Here is a 21,517-nt window from a genome sequence, read left to right on the forward strand (position 1 = left end):
GCTACTGTACTTAAAGTCAATAGCTGTAAAGCATAGCTGTGAATCGCCCCAGATCCTTGGGACTTGACGTGATAGCGATCAACAGGAAGACTTCAAAACCAACGCTTTTTACCCCTTTTAAGCGCTTGTATCTGAACTGAAGACTAAAACGGCCCAAACAGGAGACTCGTGACACCCGCCAGCGATTCCCAGCGGGAAAGGCCATTTTGAGAAATTTTGATCTAACCCCTTGGCCTGCTGCAAACAAGACTTTTAGGTTAAGAGAAATCCATGAGTGACAACAGCATTAACGGAAAGCAACTCACCCAAAGTTCTGCCACTTTAGTAGAACTTCTCCAAAACCGAGCGCTCCACCAACCAGAGCAAAAATATACATTTCTGGCAGATGGAGAAACCGAAACAGCCAGCTTGACTTACCGAGAGTTAGACAAGCTCGCGCGGGCACACGCCGCACGGCTTCAAGCTTTGGGTATGAGTGGCGAACGAGCCTTACTGCTGTTTCCCCCAGGATTGGACTATTTAGCCGCATTTTTCGGATGTTTGTACGCCCAAGTTATTGCAGTTCCCCTTTATCCGCCAAAGCTGAAACGCAATTTAGGGAAAATTAGCGCCATCGCCAAAGACTGCGAGGCAACAATAGCCCTAGCGCCCGCCCGACACCTGGAAAATTTAGAGCAGCTATGCTCGCAAGCGCCAGAACTCAAAACCCTGCGCTGGCTGGCAATAGAAACGCTTTACGATGACAGCCAAAAATGGCAACCGCCGCAAATTAAACCGGATGAAGTGGCTTATCTTCAGTACACTTCCGGCTCAACCTCCACACCGAAAGGCGTGATGGTAAGCCATGCAAACGTTCTATACAATATTGAATACATTCACCGAGGCTTTCAGCACGACTCCGACAGCGTAGCCGTTACATGGCTTCCCCCCTTTCACGACATGGGGTTAATTGACGGATTGCTCAAACCCCTTTATATGGGGATTCCGTGTTACTTTATGCCACCGGCAGCCTTTACTCAGCGCCCGATTCGTTGGCTAGAAGTTATTTCTCGCTACAAAGCCACCCACAGCGGCGGCCCAAATTTTGCTTATGAGTTATGTTCGCGCAAAATTTTCTCTGAGCACAAAAAAAACTTAGATTTGAGCAGTTGGCGCGTTGCCTATAACGGCGCAGAACCGATCAATAAAGAAACTCTCGAACAATTTAGCGAAGCTTTTAAAGAGTTCGGATTTCGTGCTGATGCCTTTTGTCCGGCTTACGGAATGGCAGAAACAACGCTGAAAATTTCCACAGTTAGCAGCACAGAAACACCGGCTTTTTTAGCAGTAAAAGCAGAGGCGCTGGAAAACAATCAAATACTAGAAGCTTCACCAGAAGAGCAAGAAATCAGAACTTTAGTAGGCTGCGGTTTTCCAGATTTTGGCACTAAAGTTATCATTGTTAATCCTGAAACTTTGAGAGAGTGCGCTGCAAACGAAGTAGGAGAAATTTGGGTAGCCGGTGAAACTGTGGCGCGAGGTTATTGGAATCGCCCAGAAGAGACAGAAAAAACTTTTCAAGCCTATCTTTCTGATACAGGAGAAGGGCCGTTTTTAAGAACTGGAGATTTAGGCTTTTTACGCGAGGGAGAACTGTTTATTACAGGCCGGCTTAAAGATTTAATTATTATTAGAGGTCGCAATCTTTACCCGCAAGATATAGAGAGAACAGCAGAACGTAGTCATGCCGGTTTACGTTTGGGGGCTAATGCAGCATTTTCTGTGAAAGTGAGCGGTGTTGAACAAATGGTTATTGTTCAAGAATTAGAAAGTCGCAAAGTGCCGGCGAATAGCGAAGAAATTCTAAGCGCCATCCGTGACAGAATTGCGGTGGAATATGAGGTGCAAACTTATGGAATTTTGCTGATAAAACCTGGCAGCATTCCGAAAACAACTAGCGGCAAAATTCAACGCCGCGCCGCCTATGCAGAGTTTTTAGCTGGCAACTTGGAAGTTGTGGCTAGTAGCATTTTAGAAATATCTGATTTTGTTGAAATTGAAAATAAGCTGACGCGAGAAAATCTGCTAACAGCCGGTTTAGAAGAACAGCAGACACAGTTAGAAAACTATTTGCGACAGCAGGTAGCGCGGGTTTTGAAAGTTAGTTTGGCTCAAATTGAATCAGCCCAAGATTTTAGGAATTTTGGCTTTGATTCGTTGACGGTGTTTGAGTTTAAAAATCTCATCGAAGCTGACTTAAAAATAGGTTTAGCAATTGAAGACTTATTTGAGGAATTGAGCATTTCTCAATTGGCAGAAAAGATTTTAGGAAAATTGACAAAAGAGCCGATTAGTGCTTTTATTCAGCCAGTTTCTCGGCTTGAAAATATACCCCTGTCTTTTGCTCAAGAACGCTTGTGGTTTTTTGATCAATTGGAACCAGGAAATCCTTTTTATAACCTTTGCGGTGCAGTTCGGATGACAGGAGAAATTAATGCCGAAGCACTCAGACAAAGTATTGAGAAAATTATCGACCGGCACGAGATTTTGAGAACAAGTTTTACAAGTGCCGAAAAACAACCCATACAAGTTATTAAGGCTGTTGGTAATTTTTGGTTGCCGATTATAGATTTAAGTAATTTTGATGCTTGCAAACGCGAAGAAAAAGTGCAAAAACTGTCTGCGGAAGAAGCAAAATTACCGTTTGATTTAACTCAAGCTAATTTGCTCCGGGCTAAACTTTTGCGCTTATCTGAAAGTGAACATATCCTGCTTTTATCGGCACACCATATCATTTTTGATGGTTGGTCTTTGGGCGTGTTTTTGCGAGAATTAGCCGCATTTTATCAAGGTTTTGTTGATAATAATTTAGCCGAAATTCCAGCTTTGCCGGTTCAGTATGCAGACTTTGCAAATTGGCAACGTCAACAGATGCAAGGAGAAAAAGTAGAAACTCAACTTGCTTACTGGAAAGAGCAATTAAAGGGTAGCGAAACAATTTTAAATTTACCCACAGATTTTGCTCGCCCTGCTGTTCAAAGTTATAAGGGAAGCCGGCAATTATTTGAATTGCCAGAGCATTTAACAGAGGCAATTAAGCAATTAAGCCGAACGGAAAAAACAACTGTATTTATGACGTTGTTGGCAGCATTTAAAACGCTGCTTTATCGTTACACCGGCCAAGAAGATATCCTCATCGGTTCACCAATTGCCGGTCGTAATACCAGCGAAACTGAATCATTAATTGGATTTTTTGTCAATACTTTAGTTTTGCGGTCTAACTTAACCGGCAATCTAACTTTGCGAGAATTGCTTGCTCAAATTCGGGAGGTAAGTTTAGGCGCTTATGCACATCAAGAATTGCCGTTTGAAAAGCTTGTAGAAGAATTACAACCAGAGCGTAATTTAAGTCATGCGCCCCTATTTCAGGTGATGTTTGCTTTTCAAAATGCCTCAGAATTCGCGTTAGAATTGCCTGGTTTAAGTTTAAACTGCCAACAAATCCACACCGGCACCACAAACTTTGATTTAACCCTCGAAATAGAAGCCACAGAAACAACGATTAAAGGCTGGTTTGAATACAGTACAGATTTATTTAAACCGGCAACTATTGCCCGAATGACAGGACACTTTCAAAATTTATTAGAAAGTATCGTTGCCAATTCCGCCGCACGGCTGTCAGATTTATCTTTGCTTACAAAAGCAGAAACTCAGCAGCTTTTATTTGAGTGGAATAATACTCAAACAAATAACTTTCAAAATACCTGCATTCATCGCTTATTTGAAGCACAAGTGGCAAAAACTCCTGATGCTGTGGCGGTGCAATTTGAATGCAAAACTCTTACTTACCGCGAACTCAATGAGCGAGCGAATAAACTTGCACATTACCTGCAATCTTTTGGGGTAAAACCTGATGTGATTGTTGGGATATATATGCAGCGCTCATTTGATGCAATTGTGGCTATTTTAGGGGTATTAAAGGCCGGTGGTGCTTATGCAGCGCTCGATCCGAACTATTCCAAAGAGCGCCTCGCATTCATGCTAGAAGATGCAGAAATTCGGGTATTGCTAACGCAAGCGGAATTAAAAGCACAAATAGCGGCGACAAATAATATTTATGTGATTTGTTTGGATGCAGAATGGGAGAGAATTGCTAAAGAAAATTCAGCTAATCCTGAGAGTGCAGTTCAGCCAGAAAACCTTGCTTATGTTATCTATACATCGGGTTCTACCGGCAAGCCAAAAGGAGTGATGGTAGAGCATAAATCTTTGGCAAATTATACTCAAGCTGCGAGTATTGAATATGGCATTAAAGCCGGTGATAAAGTTCTACAATTTGCTTCTCTGAGTTTCGACGCCAGCGCTGAAGAAATTTATCCTTGTTTAACGCAAGGAGCAACTTTGGTATTGCGTGGGTATTCGATGTTAGATAGCGTTTCTTCTTTCCTCAAAAAGTGTCAGGAATGGCAAATAACTATATTAGATTTGCCGACAGCTTATTGGCGAGAATTAACTGCTAGACTCAGCAGAGAAAAACAAGAATTTCCGCCATCAGTACGCTTGGTAATTATTGGCGGAGAAGCGGCGCTTTTAGAGTCGCTGAAACAGTGGAGAAATTGCGTATCAGAAAAAGTGCGCCTCGTCAATACTTACGGCCCTACAGAAACAACAATTGTGGCTACATGGTGCGAGTTATCTGGGGAATTTTCTACAGCAAAATCGGTGTCAATTGGTCGTCCTATTCCCAATGTTTGTATTTATGTGCTGGGTGAGAATTTGCAACCTGTTCCAATTGGGGTAGCGGGGGAACTTTATATTGGCGGTGCGGGGGTTAGCAGAGGTTATATTAATCGCTCTGAGCTAAATTCTGAAAAGTTTATTGCTAATATTTTTAGCAATGTAGAAGGTGAGAAACTTTACAAAACCGGCGATTTGGTACGTTATCTTCCTGATGGAAATTTAGAATTTATTGGGAGAACTGACAGGCAAGTAAAAATTCGGGGTTTCCGTATTGAGTTGGGAGAAATTGAATCTGCACTAAGTCAATATCCAGATGTTGCGGAAGCAGTAGTTATTGTGCGGGAGGAAGATTTAGGTGATAAGCATTTAGTTGCTTATGTTGTTTTAAATTCACAGGATTCGCAGGCGAGACGCCTGCGCCACTGGATGCGAGATAAGTTGCCTGAGTATATGATACCGGCCAGTTTTGTGTTTTTAGAATCACTGCCATTAACTACTAATGGTAAAGTTGATTTCAAGGCACTTCCTGCACCATTACCAAACACATCCGAAGTCGATTTTATCGCACCTCAAACTTTAGAAGAGAAAGTTTTAGCTAATATTTGGGCTGAGGTTTTGGGTGTGGAAAAGGTGGGAAGAGAAGACAACTTTTTTGAGTTGGGAGGTCACTCTTTACTGGCAACTCAATTGATTGCTAAAGTGCGTGATGCGTTTCAGGTTGAAATATCACTGCGAGCTTTATTTCAATCGCCGACGGTGGCAAATTTGGCGGCGGTGATAGCCGAGGCAAAAAACACAGAACAAGAGCCGATTTTTTCGCTGCCGGTGATTACTCCAAATGTGGAAAATCGCTACCAAGCTTTTCCGCTTAACGAAATGCAGCAGGCATACTGGATTGGCAGAAATAGCTTTTTTGAAATGGGTAATGTTGCCATTCACGGTTATGTAGAAATTGAGAGCGATAATTTAGATTTAGAGCGGTTTTCTTTGGCATGGCAGCGAGTTGTAGAACGTCACGATATGCTGCGAGCAATAGTTTTGCCAAATGGAGAACAGCAAATTTTAGAAAAGGTGCCGGTGTATAAAATTGAGGTTTTTGATTTGCGAAATATTGATGCAGAATTGGCCGGTGAAAAACTAGAAGAAATTCGCAATCGCCTTTCCCACCAAGTGCTACCTTTGGATCGTTGGCCGCTTTTTGAAATTTGCGCTTGCCAAATTACAGATCGCCGTACTCGTCTGCACATTAGTATTGATGCTTTGTGCATAGATGGCTGGAGTTTTCAAATTTTATTCGGAGATTTGGTGAAGTTTTACACCAATCCAAATATCGAAATTTTACCCTTGGAACTTTCTTTCCGTGATTGCGTATTAGCCACTATTGCTTTAGAAAAATCACCTTTATTTGAGCAGTCTTTAAACTACTGGCGAAATCGCTTAAAAACGCTGCCACCGGCCCCAGAATTACCCCTGGCCAAACAGCCAAATTCCTTGACGCAACCGCGATTTAAACGCTGGAGTAATCGTTTAGATGCAGCAACCTGGCAGCGTCTTAAAACCCGCACTGCTCAAGCCAATCTCACACCCACCGGCTTATTATTAGCTGCATACGCAGACATTCTTTCTCTGTGGAGTAAAACGCCTCGCTTTACACTTAATGTGCCGCGTTTTAATCGCCTTCCTTTGCATCCTCAAGTTGAGGAACTGATCGGCGAATTTGCTTCATTTACTTTGCTGGAAGTAGATAACTCAAATCGAGAAAGTTTTGAGAAAAAAGCAAAACGTTTGCAAGAACAATTATGGCAAGATTTAGAGCACCAATATGTTAGCGGTGTGCGAATTTTGCGAGAACTTGCCCAAGCGCAAGGTACCACCGCAACACTGATGCCGGTTGTATTCACTATCGATCCACAAAATGCGCCTGGGGAAGATAATTCAATTTTTTCTATGATTGAAAAATTGGGAGAATTAATTTATATAATCGGTCAAACGCCGCAAGTTTGGATAGATGCACAATTTACCGAAACTGCTGAGGGGTTGTCTTTTAGCTGGGATGCGGTGGAAGACCTTTTTCCGCAAGGCATGATTGATGATATGTTTGATGCCTATTGCCGGCTGTTACAAAGCCTCGCCACAGAAGAGGAAACGTGGCACAAAACGGCACGAAAGATGCTACCCCCGGCACACTTGCAACAAAGAGCGGTTGTTAACGGCATCAATGCACCTATACCTGATGTCTTGCTGCATGAGTTATTTGCTCACCAAGTGAAGCTGCGGGCACAGGAAGCAGCGGTGATTACGAGTAAAGTTACTCTCACATATAACCAGTTATTCCGTCTTTCCAATCAAGTTGGGCATCGATTGCGACATTTAGGCGTTCGTCCTAATCAATTAGTTGCCGTTGTGATGGAGAAAGGATGGGAGCAAATTGTGGCTGTGCTGGGGATTTTGGCATCTGGGGCCGCTTATTTGCCTGTAGATGCGGCGCTACCACAAGAACGGCTGTTGTATTTGCTTGAAAATGGCGAAGTTCAGTTTGTTTTGACGCAATCTTGGGTAAATCAGCGCTTCGTGTGGCCGGCTGGTGTGCAGCGAATATGCGTTGATACTGATGAATTGAGGGGAGAAAGTGAGGAAGCTTTGGTGCCGGTGCAGCAACCAGAAGACTTAGCTTATGTGATTTATACTTCAGGTTCCACCGGCTTGCCGAAAGGCGTTGAAATTGCCCACCGAGGCGTTGTAAATGCCATCCTGCACACCAACGAAGTTTTTAAGGTAGGTGCTTCGGATCGCGCTATTGCAGTGACGGCGCTGCATCACGATATGTCGGTTTATGACATTTTTGGGTTGCTGGCTGCCGGTGGGGCAATCATTATTCCCGATGCTGCAAAACGGCTAGATCCTTCTCACTGGGCGGAATTGATGCTCAAAGAGGGCGTCACAATTTGGAATTCGGTGCCGCCGATGATGGAAATGCTGCTTGATTACGCTGCCGGTCGAAATGATGTGCTACCAGTGTGCTTGCGCTGGGCATTTTTAGGAGGAGATTGGATTCCGGTGACGCTGCCTGAACGGTTGGGGCAACTCGTGGACAAATGCCGCGTTGTCAGTGTCGGCGGGCCCACTGAAACGACTCTTTGGAATATTTGGTATGTGGTGGAAAACGTCGATCCGTCTTCAATACCTTCGCCAAATGGAAAAACGGACTCATTGGTAGGTTGGGTTGAGGAACGAAACCCAACTAATGAGATCAATTCAACTAATGAGTTGGGTTTTGCTGCGCTCAATTCAACTAATGAGTTGGGTTTTGCTGCGCTCAACCCAACCTACAAAAAATCTCAAAGGAAATGTTTTTCCCAGAGCATTCCTTACGGGAAGCCAATTGTTAATACAAAGTATTACATTTTGAATGAAAAATTGGAAGATTGCCCCGTATGGGTTGCCGGTGAAATGTGTTGTGCTGGAGTAGGTTTAACTAAAGGATATTGGCGAAATGAAGAAAAAACAAAAGCCAGTTTTATCACCCATCCTGTCACCGGTGAAAAGTTGTATCGAACAGGAGATTTAGGGCGCTATTTACCTGATGGCAATATCGAATTTTTAGGGCGAGAAGATTTCCGTTTAAAAATTCGTGGATATCGCATTGAAGCAGGAGAAATAGAAGCCGCGTTAAATGAGCATCCAGCAGTCAAAACATCGATTGTTACAGCTTTTGGAAAAAATCACAGTCAAAAACGCTTAGTCGTGTATATTTTGCCTCAACAAAATGCTGTACCCGCAACTTGCGAATTGCGACAATTTTTGAGCGAAAAACTGCCAGATTATATGGTGCCGTCGGCATTTGTAATCATCGATAAACTGCCACTTTCTGCGAATGGCAAAATTAACCGTAAAGCATTGCCTGAACCCGATGCAGCAATTCCAGAACAAAAGACTTTTATTGAACCTCGCACACCCGTTGAGGAAATGCTGGTGAGAATTTGCTCAGAAGTTTTGGGCATTGAAAAACTCAGTGTTTCCGATAACTTTTTTGAACTTGGCGGAAATTCGCTTTTAGCAATTCAATTAACTGGAAAAGTGCGAGAATCTTGTCAAGTAGAATTGCCGCTTTGCGAGATTTTTGAAAGGCATTCACTGGCTGGTCTTGCCGAAAAAATTTCCGAAAGAAAATCTCAACAAATCACCGTAGAAGAACCAATAATTGCCCCCGTCTCCCGCTCCGCCTATCGCATGAAACTATCCTCCTTGAGCTAACTAAAAAACCCTCCCACCAACTCCAACCCTTTAACCTATCCGCGTCCATCCCATCTGCGTTCATCTGCGTTTATCTGCGGTTAAAAAATAAACCCCACCAAAAAAAACCATGACAGTTTACTCTTCCCAAAAACCCACCACCGAAACCTCCGCCACCACAAACTTTACCGAAGAAGAAGTATTTGTATTCCCCACATCCTTTGCCCAGCAAAGACTATGGTTTATCGATAAATTTGAACCTGGTAATCCTTTTTATAACCTACCAGCAGCTTTATTGTTAAAAGGCCGGTTAAATGTGCCGGTGCTAGAGCAAAGTTTTAAAGAAATTATTCGCCGGCACGAAATTTTGCGGACGACATTTGCAACTGCGGAAGGACAGCCGGTGCAGGTAGTACGGCAAAACTTTAATTTCCGGTTACAGGTTTTAGACTTGCAACAATTACCAGAAAATCAACGAGAAGGGGAAGTTAAAAAACTAGCAACAGAAGAAGCTAAAAAGCCCTTTGATTTAACAAAAGGTGAGCTTTTAAGAGCTACAGTCCTTCACTTAAATTCTCAAGAATACGTCCTATTACTTACCCTGCATCATATTATTTTTGATGGGTGGTCAATTGGTGTTTTTCTGAAAGAATTAGCAGCCCTTTATGAAGCATTTTTGAATGGTAAAAAATCCCCACTTCCTCAACTTGCTATACAATACGCGGATTTTGCAATTTGGCAGCGGGAATGGCTTTCGGGCGAACGCTTGGAAACTCAACTTAACTACTGGAAAAAGCAGCTTAGTGGCGCACCTCCTTTGCTAGAATTGCCAGCCGACCGGCACCGGCCTGCTGTGCAAACTTATCGCGGTGCAAAAGAATCTTTTTTGATTCCAAAAACGCTGACTAAAGCACTGAGAAATATCAGCCGGCAAGAAAATGTCACGCTGTTTATGACGCTGTTAGCAGCCTTTAAAACCCTGCTTTATCGCTATACAGGACAGTCTGATATCTGCGTTGGTTCTCCTATTGCTAACCGCAACCGGCCAGAAATTCAAGGGTTAATCGGCTTTTTTGTCAATACCTTAGTATTGCGAACAAATTTGTCAGAAAGTCTCTCATTTAAGCAGTTACTCGTTCGCATTCGAGAGATAACTTTAGCAGCGTATAATTACCAAGATTTGCCTTTTGAGAAACTGGTTGAAGAATTACAACCAGAGCGAAATTTGAGCTATAATCCGCTGTTTCAGGTGGCTTTTGTGTTGCAAGATGCGCCGGTTGCTGCTGAGTCTTTGCCTGGGTTAAATATCTCGATTTTAGATGTAGAAAATCAGACTTCAAAAGTAGATTTAACGCTGCATTTAGAAGAAAATGGGGAAGAAATTAACGGCCATTTTGAATACAGCACCGATTTATTTGATGCAGCTACTATTAACCGGATGACGGGGCATTTTCTGACGTTGCTGGAAGGGATAACGGCTAACCCAGATCGAGCAATTGAAGAGTTGCCAATCTTGGGAGAAAAAGAGCAGTATCAGTTGTTGGTTGAGTGGAATAAAACCGACAGCGACTATAGCAGTGAGCGTTGTATTCATCAATTATTTGAAGCACAGGTAAACCAAACTCCTGATGCGGTGGCGGTGACGTTTGAAAACCAAAAAATCACTTACGGCGAACTGAACGAGAAAGCCAATCAACTCGCACATTACCTAAAAGAAATTGGCGTAAAATCTGAAGCTTTGGTGGGTATTTGTGTTGAGCGTTCATTGCATACAATTATTGCGATTATTGGGGTTTTAAAAGCCGGTGGTGCTTACGTTCCACTTGATCCAGCTAACCCCCAGGAACGCCTTAGTTTTATCCTCAAAGACACACAGTTAAAGGTGTTGCTGACTGAAGAAAAGTTGTTGCCAAACTTACCTGAATGCAACGCTAAATTTGTTTGCCTTGATGCAGATTTTTCTCAATACAGTAAAGAAAATCTTGATAGCGAAATCTCTGCCGAAAATCTTGCCTATATTATTTATACTTCTGGTTCCACCGGCACCCCCAAAGGCGTTTTAATTCCTCACTCAAACGTTGTTCGTTTGTTTGCTGCTACCCAGTCAAATTACAACTTCAATCAGCAGGATGTGTGGACACTGTTTCACTCTTATGCTTTTGACTTTTCCGTATGGGAAATTTGGGGTGCTTTGCTATACGGTGGACGATTGGTAATTGTGCCTTATTCTGTCAGCCGAACCCCTGAAGATTTTTATAAATTGTTATGCGAAGAACGAGTTACTGTTCTTAATCAAACACCTTCGGCATTTTATCAGTTAATCAAGGCGGAAGAATCGCTAGGAATTTCTCAAGATTTGAGTTTGCGGTTAGTGATTTTTGGGGGAGAAGCTTTAGACTTAAAAGCTTTAAATCCTTGGTTCAACCGGCATGGCGATCAGCAACCACAACTTGTCAATATGTACGGCATTACAGAAACAACTGTTCATGTCACTTATCGACCGCTGACTATGGCTGATTTAAGTAAAAATGCGAGTGTTATTGGTCGTCCAATTGCTGATTTACAAGTGTATTTACTTGATCAAAACCGGCAGCCGGTTCCTATCGGTATTCCGGGTGAAATTTACGTTGGGGGTGCCGGTGTTGCACGGGGATATCTCAATCGGGCCGAATTAACAAATGAGCGGTTTATTGCCAATTGTTTTAATAACAATTCCAGCGCTAAACTGTACAAGTCGGGAGACTTAGCTCGTTATTTACCAAATGGCGATTTAGAATATTTGGGAAGAATAGATAACCAAGTAAAAATACGCGGTTTTCGCATTGAATTAGGAGAAATTGAAGCCGCATTAGGAGAGCATCCAGATGTCGCGCAGGCTGTGGTTATAGTGCGGGAAGATGTACCGGGTGAAAAACGTTTAGTTGCTTATATTGTTTCTAATTCAACACAGTGGGGCGTGGCAGGACGTGCGCCTAAAAACGGCGAGTTAATTAGCAAGCTGCGCTGCTTTTTGAAAGAAAAATTACCAGAATACATGGTGCCGCCTGCCTTCGTTTTGCTAGAGGCTTTGCCTTTAACTAATAATGGCAAAATTGACCGCCAAGCTTTGCCGAAACCGGAAAGAGATCGCGGGCAAATTTCTGAAAAATTTGTCAAACCCAGCACGCCGGTTGAGCAAATCCTCGCTGAAATTTGGGCGCAGGTTCTAGGTTTAGAACAAGTTGGCGTTGAGGATAATTTCTTTGAATTGGGCGGCGATTCTATCCTCAGTATTCAAGTGATTTCTAAAGCAAATCAAGTCGGGTTAAAACTTACACCCAAACAACTGTTTCAACATCAAACAATTGCCCAATTAGCCACCGTAGCAGATGCGGATCAGGTAAACAAAACTGAACCAGAATTAATCACCGGCACAGTTCCTTTGACACCGATTCAACATTGGTTTTTTGAGCAAAATCTTTTAGATCCGCATCACTGGAATCAGGCTGTGCTTTTAGAATTGCGCCAACCTCTTGAGCCTCTATTAATTGAGCGGACTTTGCAAGAATTGCTGAAACACCACGACGCACTACGTTTGCGTTTTGAGCGAGGCGAATTTGGCTGGCAACAAGAGATTATTAATCCAGAAAAAAATGTGCCGTTTAGCCGCGTTAATTTGTCTTTGCTGCCTCCAGAAGAGCAAGAAATGGCTTTTCAAACCAGCGCTTCCCAATTGCAAGCTAGTTTGAATTTGTCAGAGGGTGCGGTGCTTCGTGCTGCCTTATTTGATTTTGGTGAACGCCGATTAAATCGTCTGTTATTGGTGATTCATCATTTAGCTGTTGATGCTGTTTCCTGGCGAATTTTGATTGAAGATTTCCAAATAATTTATGAGCAAATTAGCCGTAATGAAACGGTTACTTTATCACCCAAAACAACCTCCTTTAAAACTTGGGCGGAACGCTTGCAAAAGTGGGGAAAATCCGAGGAATTACAGGAAGAGTTAAATTACTGGCTGGCTTTGTCTGATAAGCAAGTTTCTCGTTTGCCGATAGATTCCCACAAAGCTAATTTAGTGGTTTCTGAAAAGACAGCATCAGTTTCTTTGAGTGTTGAAGAAACCAAAGCGCTTTTGCAAGAAGTACCGGCTGCTTACCGCACTCAAATTAATGATGTATTGCTGACTGCTTTAGCTCAAGTTTTTGGCCGGTGGACGGGTAGCAATTGTCTGTTACTTGACTTAGAAGGACACGGAAGGGAAGATATTTTTGAAGATGTCAATCTATCGCGTACAATAGGCTGGTTTACCTCAGTTTTTCCTCTGCTGATAAATTTAGTAAAACCTGCTGATTTAGGAACTGCGCTTAAATCAGTGAAAGAGCAGTTACGCAGTGTACCAAATCGCGGTATCGGTTTTGGTGTTTTAAAATATTTGAGCGGAGAAATTGGGGAAAAATTAAACAATTTGCCGCAATCTGAGGTATGCTTTAATTATCTTGGACAGTTTGACCAAGTGTTGCCAGAATCTTCTTTATTAATGTTATCCTCAGAGCCAAGTGGGCCGATTCGCAGCCCGCAGGGAAATCGCCGTTATTTAATCGAAATTAATGCGTTTATTGTCGGCGGAAAACTACAAATAGATTGGACGTACAGCGAAAATATCCACCGTCAAGAAACGATTGAAAGTTTAGCGGTGGAATTTATAAAAGCCCTGCGATTAATAATTCAATACTGTCAGTCTTCGGACGCTGCCGGCTTTACTCCTTCTGACTTTGCTGAGTTTAAGTGGAGCCGGTGGGAGCAAGACGATTTAGATAATATTGCTGCAATTTTAGGAGAGATGTAATGAATATGCTCAAAGGCAATATCGAAGATTTTTATCCCTTATCTCCCGCACAGCAGGGCATTCTCTTTCATGCCCTTTACCAGCCAAAATCGGCGGTATATTTTGGGCAATTGATGTGTGTCTTGCGTGGCTCTCTTAATGTTTCAGCGTTTAAAAAAAGTTGGCAAAAAGTTGTAGACCGGCACCCCATTTTGCGGACTTCTTTTGTCTGGGAGAATTTGAAAGAGCCGGTGCAAGCTGTCCGCAAACAAGCAGAAATTTCTTGTCAGCAAATGGACTGGCGCTTTCTTTCTGATACCCAACAAAAACAGCAGCTAGAAACTTTCTTGCAAGCTGATCGAGAGCAGGGTTTTGAGCTAAAATCTGCTCCCCTAATTCGCATTGCTTTGGCGCAGTTACATGAAGATGCTTTTCAGTTTATTTTAAGCCACCATCACTTAGTTTTAGATGGGTGGTCACTTTCTATCGTTCTGGATGAAGTTTTTTCCTTTTATCAAGCCTTTTGTCAGGGTGAGGAATTGCAACTAAAACGTCCTCGTCCTTATCGAGATTACATCGCATGGTTGCACCAGCAAGATTTATCTGCGGCTGAGTTATTTTGGCGCTGCACTCTTAAAAATTTTGCGGCTCCAACTTCGCTGAGCCGGGGTAATTTTGTCGGAGAGAATAAGTTAGAAATCAACGGTGAAAAGCAGGTTAAATTTTCTGCAAAAACCACCGCTGCATTGCAATCTTTGGCTCGTCAACATCAGTTTACTCTAAATACTCTTGTTCAAGCAGCTTGGGCTTTACTTTTGAGCCGGTATAGTGGCGAAGAAGATGTGGTTTTTGGGGCAGTTGTTTCTGGGAGAACACCTGATTTAGCCGGTGCTGAATCTGTGGTTGGGTTGTTTGTAAATACTCTGCCGGTGCGTGTCAAAATTAGCCCAAAAAATTCTCTTTTATCTTGTTTAAAACAAATTCAGGCTCAACAATTTGAGGCGCGACAGTACGAATACAGCCCCCTTGTAGAGGTGCAGCGGTGGAGCGAAATTCCCCGTAATTTGCCTTTATTTGAGAGCCTTTTTGTTTTTGAAAATTATCCTTTTGATGATGCGTTGCAGGAGGGAGTTCATAACTTAAAAATCCAAAATATTCGCTCTTTAGAAACAACGAATTATCCTCTGACGCTGATCGCAGTGCCAGGGGAAGAATTGACAATCAAAATTATTTTTGATGGCAATTGCTTTGAAGAAAATACGATTGTGCGGATGCTGGGACACCTGCAAACTTTACTTGAGGGAATGGCTGCTAATCCCCACGCTAAACTATCAGAATTACCCCTATTGAGCGCTGCTGAAAAGCAACAAATGCTCGTAGATTGGAATAATACCGAAGCTGAATATCCCCACAATTCCTTAATTCAGCAATTATTTGAAGCGCAGGTAGAAAGAACTGCGGATGCAGTGGCGGCAATTTGCGAAAATCAACAATTGACTTACCGCGAGTTGAATGCTAAAGCCAATCAAATAGCGCATTATCTGCAATCTCTAGGGGTAAAAAAAGCAACTTTAGTAGGCATTTGTTTAGAGCGTTCTCTGGAAATGGTAGCGGCAATTTTGGGTATTCTTAAAGCCGGTGCTGCTTATGTTCCTCTCGATCCTGCCTATCCCCAACAACGTCTTGCTTTTATGTTGGCAGATGCAAAAGTTTCTGTGCTTTTGACTGAGAAAAAGCTCCTAGAAATTCTCCCCGAACATAACGCCAAAATTGTATTTATAGATGCTGATAAAGAAGAGATTGCCCAACAAAGTGATGAGAATCCTGCCGTTAAAGAGGGGTTTGATAACTTAGCTTATCTCCTCTATACTTCTGGCTCCACCGGCACCCCCAAAGGCGTACTAGGCACTCACCGAGGTGTAATTAATCGCTGTTTTTGGAACCCCTACCCCTTTACTGAGGGAGAAATTTGCTGTCAAAAAACCTCCTTAAATTTTGTTGATTCTGTCTGGGAAATTTTTGCTCCTTTGCTGCATGGTTTGGCAACTGTTATTATTCCCAATCAAGCAGTTAAAGATATTAACCAATTCGTGGAAATTTTAGCAAAGCAAAATGTAACGCGGTTGGTGTTGGTTCCTTCTTTGTTGCGGGTTATCTTAGATTCTTTCCCCAATTTAGACCGACTTTTACCTAACTTAAAATATTGGGTTTGTAGCGGAGAAACTTTGCCAATGGAACTCTGCCAGCAGTTTCGTGAACGCCTACACCAACGGGTATTAATCAACCTTTATGGCTCCTCAGAAGTTGCTGCTGATGTGACGTGGTATGATGCAACTCAGGGTGATTTGTTGAAAAAAGTTCCCATTGGTCGGCCAATTTCTAATACACAAATTTACCTGCTTGATCGCAACTTACAACCAGTTCCGATAGGGGTTGCCGGTGAGATTTATGTGGGTGGTGATGGATTAGCAAAAGGCTATTTAAACCGGCCCGAATTAACTGCTGAAAAATTCATTCCTAACCCATTTTGGCAGGAAGAATTAGAGTTTATAGGTAAACCTCATCAAAAAGTTTTGTACAAAACAGGTGATTTAGGTTCTTATCTGCCAGATGGGAATATAGAATTTTTGGGACGTGCTGATCGTCAGGTAAAAATTCGCGGTTTCCGCATTGAGTTAGGAGAAATAGAGGCCGCACTTTCTCAGCATTGTTCAGTCTCTCAAGCTGTTGTTTTGCTGCAAGAAAATGCGCCCGATAAACAGCGTTTAGTAGCTTATGTTGTTCCTAATTTTGCAAGCTTGCAGGCGGCGAAACAGTCAGAATTAATTAATGAAGTGCGTTATTTTCTCAAAGAAAATCTGCCGGAATACATGATACCTTCAGCTTTTGTGGTATTAGATGCACTGCCACTATCGCCCAATGGAAAAATAGACTATTTGGCTTTGCCTGAAAAATACGAGAGCCTCTCTGAAGAGAAAGTTTTAATTGAGCCGCAAACACCTACGGAGAAAGAACTAGCGGAGATTTGGAAGGCTGTTTTAGGAGTAGAAAAAGTGGGAATTCAAGATAGCTTTTTTGATTTGGGTGGTCACTCTCTGATGGCAACTCAATTGATATCAAGAGTGCGATCAAGCTTTGGGGTAGAGTTGGCGCTGTGCGATTTTTTTGCCGTTCCTACTCTTCAGAATTTGGCTGAACTGATAGAGGATCAAATTCTAGCAAACGCTGATTCTGATCAGATAGATCAATTGCTCGATCAGTTAGAAAAAGAGGAGGTGCAAACTGTGGGAAGTGCTGAGTAGAAAACCCGTATAGGGAAATAGGCGCAAGAATTGAAGAACATACCCATTTAAAAGGAAATGACTGTAATGAGTGAAACAATAAAAGTGGTGGATTTGCAAGACAAAGTGCGGCCCTTAGAAGCCTCAGCAAACCGGCTTGAAGAAGACTTAATGGAGCTATTTAAAGCTGGTGAGCAATCGCTTTTTGCCGAGCGAGAAATGGAAAGACAAATTTCTGCCATTACTCAAGATTTTTTGAAAACAAAAACTGCTAGTACAGATGCAGATATAGAATTAATTTTTGATAAATTTAGAAAAAGCCAAATCCCCGATTTTCCTGCGGAGGTTGGTAACTATATAGATGATTTAACTGAAACACTTGTTGCCCATTCCATTCACACTTCTTCTCCCCGATATATCGGTCACATGACAAGCGCACTTCCCTATTTTGTGCGTCCAATTGGCAAACTTTTGACCGCCATGAATCAAAATTCGGTCAAGATGGAAACTGCCAAAACATTAAGCCCCTGTGAGCGCCAAACTTTGGCGATGATGCACCGATTAATTTACGATTTTTCTGAGGAATTTTACAACCAACATATTCAAAAAAGCGAGAGTACACTTGGTATTATGACCACCGGGGGCACACTTGCTAATGTTTCAGCATTATGGTGTGCTCGCAACGCTTCTTTAGGGCCAAAAGAAGGCTTTAAAGGCATCGAAAAAGAAGGCTTGCACGCAGCATTAGAGTTTTATGGCTACAAGGGAGCGGTAATTATTGGCTCTAATTTGATGCACTATTCTTTTGAAAAAGCTGCCGGTTTATTAGGCATAGGAGATAGCAGTTTAATCAAAGTTTCAACTGATTGCAATCACGCCATTGATTTACAAGCTTTGCAAAAAACTGTGGCGGAGTGTCTGGCGCGTAATTTGCATATTTTAGCAATTGTTGGAATTGCCGGCAGTACCGATTCAGGAAGTATCGATCCTCTCCCAGAAATAGCGGAGATCGCGCAGGAAGCAAACGCTCATTTTCATGTTGATGCTGCTTGGGGGGGGCCGGTGCTTTTTTCTGAACAACACCGGCACAAACTGGCAGGCATTGAGTTGGCAGATTCCGTCACGGTAGATGGACACAAACAAATGTATTTGCCGATGGGAATAGGGATGGTTTTATTTCGCAATCCCCAACTCGCAAAAGTCATTGAAAAAAACGCGCCCTACACAGTGCGAAAAGACTCTATTGATTTAGGCAAACGCTCTCTGGAAGGATCAAGACCGGCTGTGAGTTTATTTTTGCAAGCCGCGTTAAATATCATCGGTCATAAAGGCTATGAATTTTTGATAAATGCGGGGATACAAAAAACCAAGTATCTTGCTGATTTAATTACGAAAAGCTCAGAATTTGAGTTACTGCTAGAACCGGCAATTAATATTCTTTTATATCGCTATCTTCCCGAACCATTTAGGCAAAAAGCCACCCAAAATAAACTGACAAAAGCTGATAATTTTGTCATCAATCAATTTAATGAGCGCCTTCAAGATGCCCAGCGCCGGGCCGGTCAAACCTTTGTATCGCGGACAACTGTGCAAAATACCTCCTATGGCAAAACCATTCCCATTGTTGCTTTGCGAGTCGTCCTTGCGAACCCTCTCACCACTGAAGCAGATATCAACGCTGTTTTAAATGACCAGCGAAAAATAGCAGCAAAACTTTCCTTAAATATCGCAAACAACCAACCCTGGGAGGAGGTCAATAATGAAACCAGATAATCGTTCAGAACGACTAAAAAACCTCTCGCCCGATAAGCGAACACTCCTACTCAAAGCATTACGAAAAAATGCCGTACAAACGGAAGAATCGAAACGCATTCAAAGGCGATTACAGCAAGATTATGCGCCGCTTTCTTTCGCCCAACAAAGGCTGTGGTTTCTCGATAAATTGTCTCCCCAAAATTATGCTTACAACCTTCCTGCGGCTGTGCGCTTGAAAGGGCAACTCAATCTGCCGGCATTGCAACAAACGTTTAATGAAATTCTCAGGCGACATGAAGTTTTGCGGACTGCTTTTGCAGAGGTAAACGGACAACCGGCTCAGGTTATTTCTCCAGATATAAAATTCAATGTAGCTGTGATAAACTTACAAAATTTACCAGAATCACAGCAAAAAATTGAAGTTGAGAAACAGGCTGTAGAAGAAGCCCAGCGCCCTTTTGACTTAACGCAAGCTCCCTTGTTGCGGGCTACTCTTTTGCAACTTAATGATGCAGAATATGTGTTGCTGCTGACGATGCACCACATTATTTCTGATGGTTGGTCGATGGGGGTTTTGGTGCGCGAAGTGGGGGCGCTTTACGAAGCTTTTTCTACTAGCAAATCTTCCCCACTTCCTGAACTTCCTGTGCAGTATGGCGACTTTTCAAGTTGGCAGAGACAGAGTTTGCAGGGAGAGAAATTAGAAAAACAGTTAGCTTATTGGAAACAACAATTAAACGGTGTTTTAGACGTGATGCCAACAGATCGGCAGAGATCATCAGCACAAAATTTTAGAGGAGCCGAGCAATCTTTTGTGATTTCTGCGTCATTAACGGAATCCCTAAAAACCCTAATTCAGCAACAAGAAGTTACACTTTTTATGATTTTATTGGCAGTATTTAAAGCTTTGTTATACTGCCATACAAAACAGGAAAACCTTGCTATTGGTTCGCCAATTGCCAACCGCAGCCGAGTGGAATTAGAGGGATTAATTGGATTTTTTGTCAATACTTTAGTCCTGAAAATTGACATAGCCGGCAATCCAACTTTCCGCGAACTTCTAAGCCGAGTACGCGAGACAACATTACAGGCTTATGCTCACCCCGACGTACCCTTTGAAAAACTCGTAGAGGAATTGCAGCCAGAGCGAAATCTCAGCTATAACCCGCTGTTTCAAGTTTGGTTTGTGCTTCAAAATGCGCCTATGCCACCTCTGGAGTTGGCCGGTTTAACGCTAAGTGTTTTGGAATTTGGTGCCGGTACGTCAAGACACGATTTTAGCCTCACTTGCTGGGAAATTACCGAAGGAATTCAAGGCTTATTTGAGTATAAAACAGACTTATTTGAGGCAGCGAGTATTGAGCGAATGGTGCGAAGTTTTAAAACAATTGTCCACCAAATTGTTGACCAACCCAATATTAGAATAAACGACTTAGCAGAAACCGTTGCTGAAGCAGAAAAGCAGCACCAAAAAAACAAAGAAAAACAACTCCAAGCCTCAAACATTCAAAAATTAAAAATAGCCAAACGCAAAGCAACAAAAAAATAACCTATCCGTGTCCATCTGCGTTCATCTGCGGTTAAAAAAATCAACCCAGAGTCACATATCTTATAAAAACCTCACCTAGCCCAAAACACCCTCTAAAAACCCTACCTACCAAAAGAAAAAACATGACCAATACAGAACTAAAAAACCCCAATTCTCCCAAATTAGGCACAGTTAGACGCAAAGCAGTCAGCGTGTCTCCAGAGGAATTAGTAAAAACGTCCTATTTCCAATCAGAAAACCTCCTACCGGCCATTTTTCAACCGGCAGTAGATCGATTAAACCTCGCCGCTTGGGCTACCAACAATCGAGAGTCAATTACAACGCAATTATTGAAGCAGGGCGGAATACTTTTTCGAGGCTTTGAAGTCGGCGGAGTAGCCGGTTTTGAGCAGTTTATACAAGCAGTTGGCGGCGAGTTGTTAGAATATTCTTTTCGCTCAACTCCGCGTAGTCAACTAAGCGGAAATATCTACACTTCCACCGAATATCCTGCCGAGCAATTCATCCCCCTTCATAATGAAATGGCCTATTCTAAAAATTGGCCTCTAAAAATTGCTTTTTTCTGCGTTAAAAAAGCCGAACAAGGAGGAGAAACCCCGATAGCTGACAGCCGCAAAGTTTTTGAACGTATCGATCCAAAAATTAAAGAGCGCTTCGCACAAAAAAAAGTTATGTATGTGCGAAATTACGGGGCCGGTGTAGATTTGCCCTGGCAAAATGTCTTCAATACTGATAGCAAAAGTGAGGTAGAAAACTATTGCAATAAAACCGGAATTCAATTAGAATGGGGAAACAATAATCGCTTAAAAACTCGCCAAATTTGTCAGGCCGTTGCCCAGCACCCCCAAACAAAAGAAATGGTGTGGTTTAATCAAGCCCACCTCTTCCACATTTCCAGTCTCGATACCGCCGTTAGGAGAGAGCTTTTAACTTCTTTTAAAGAAGAAGATTTACCACGCAATGCTTATTACGGCGATGGCTCGCCAATCGAAGATTATATTTTAGATGAAATTCGCTATTGCTATCAGCAAGAAACGATAATTTTTCCTTGGGAAGAAGGAGATGTTTTACTCCTAGATAATATGTTAGCCGCGCACGGGCGGACACCTTTTGTAGGTTCGCGTCGAGTTGTTGTAGGGATGGCAGAAGGATTTAGCTGTCAAGAAATTTAGACAC

The 21,517-nt window shown here is 42.5% G+C and carries 6 protein-coding genes; all 6 read left to right on the forward strand.

Annotated elements, in window-relative coordinates:
- The first annotated feature begins 270 nt into the window (after positions 1-270).
- The 6 genes from NG798_RS20280 (at position 271) to NG798_RS20305 (ending at position 21,513) form a co-directional block, all read left to right on the forward strand.
- Entirely contained in the window at positions 271-8,973 is an 8,703-nt protein-coding gene (locus NG798_RS20280) for a non-ribosomal peptide synthetase (RefSeq protein ID WP_261225522.1), read from the forward strand.
- A gap of 109 nt (positions 8,974-9,082) precedes the next feature.
- On the forward strand, positions 9,083-13,777 hold the full coding sequence (locus NG798_RS20285; RefSeq protein WP_261225523.1) for a non-ribosomal peptide synthetase: 4,695 nt from the start codon (positions 9,083-9,085) through the stop codon (positions 13,775-13,777).
- Positions 13,777-17,058, forward strand: a complete 3,282-nt coding sequence (locus NG798_RS20290; RefSeq protein ID WP_261225524.1) for an amino acid adenylation domain-containing protein — start codon at positions 13,777-13,779, stop codon at positions 17,056-17,058. The genes NG798_RS20285 and NG798_RS20290 overlap by 1 nt, the downstream gene beginning before the upstream one ends.
- 66 nt (positions 17,059-17,124) lie before the next feature.
- The gene (gene panP, locus NG798_RS20295) at positions 17,125-18,810 is read left to right on the forward strand and encodes a pyridoxal-dependent aspartate 1-decarboxylase PanP (protein ID WP_261225525.1); all 1,686 of its coding nucleotides are present in this window, start codon (positions 17,125-17,127) and stop codon (positions 18,808-18,810) included.
- Positions 18,797-20,341: a condensation domain-containing protein gene (locus NG798_RS20300; RefSeq protein WP_261225526.1), complete on the forward strand. Its 1,545-nt coding sequence runs from the start codon at positions 18,797-18,799 to the stop codon at positions 20,339-20,341. Before panP ends, NG798_RS20300 begins: the two co-directional genes overlap by 14 nt.
- A 122-nt stretch (positions 20,342-20,463) precedes the next feature.
- Positions 20,464-21,513, forward strand: coding sequence for a TauD/TfdA family dioxygenase (locus NG798_RS20305; protein ID WP_261225527.1), 1,050 nt, complete (start codon positions 20,464-20,466; stop codon positions 21,511-21,513).
- Positions 21,514-21,517 lie beyond the last annotated feature (4 nt).

This window comes from Ancylothrix sp. D3o (assembly GCF_025370775.1).
Taxonomy (GTDB): Bacteria; Cyanobacteriota; Cyanobacteriia; order Cyanobacteriales; family Oscillatoriaceae; genus Ancylothrix.